We start from the raw sequence: 600 nt of genomic DNA, 5'->3' as shown, positions 1-600 counted from the left end.
GATGTATGCCCGGACCGCTGGATGGAGTGAAGGTCATTGAGATTGCCCAAGAGATTCAAGGCCCGTACGCCGGCCTGTTCCTGGCCGATATGGGCGCCGACGTGATTAAGATTGAGATGCGCGAGACCGGCGACCTCAGCCGCTTTATGCTGGTCCAGTTGATTGCCGGGCCGGACGCCCGACACGCCGACTTCAGCCATTACTTTCTGGCCATGAATCGGGGCAAACGCAGCCTGACGCTGGACCTCAAGAAGCCTCAGGCCCAACCGATTCTCGACCGGCTGCTGGACTCGGCCGATGTGCTGCTGACCAACTATCGGCCGGGCGTGCTGGACCGCCTGGGGTTCGGCTATGAGGCGCTGTCGAAACGCAACCCGGGGCTGATCTTTGCCCAGGGTTCATCGTGGGGACCCGAGGGACCGTGGGTCAGGCGGCCGAGCCGCGACACCCTGGCCCAGGCGGCCGGCGGGGTGATGGCCAAGAACGGCAGGCCGGACGACCGACCCCTGCCGTGCGGGACGTTGGTCGCCGACCATTCGGGGGCGTTCATGCTGATGGCGGGGATTCTGGCCGCGCTGTACGCGCGCGAAAAAACCGGCC

At 65.3% G+C, this 600-nt stretch carries 1 protein-coding gene; it reads left to right on the top strand.

What is annotated here, in order from left to right; all coding sequences use genetic code 11:
- Positions 1 to 5: 5 nt before the first annotated feature.
- Positions 6 to 600 (top strand): CoA transferase (locus J4F42_21160; GenBank protein ID MCE2488031.1); only part of this gene is annotated, 595 nt, incomplete at its 3' end.

It is taken from the genome of Desulfurellaceae bacterium (assembly GCA_021296095.1).
Taxonomy (GTDB): domain Bacteria; phylum Desulfobacterota; class Binatia; order Bin18; family Bin18; genus JAAXHF01.
The sequence above is the reverse complement of the archived record's forward strand: the minus strand, read 5'-3'. Positions and strand labels throughout refer to the sequence as shown.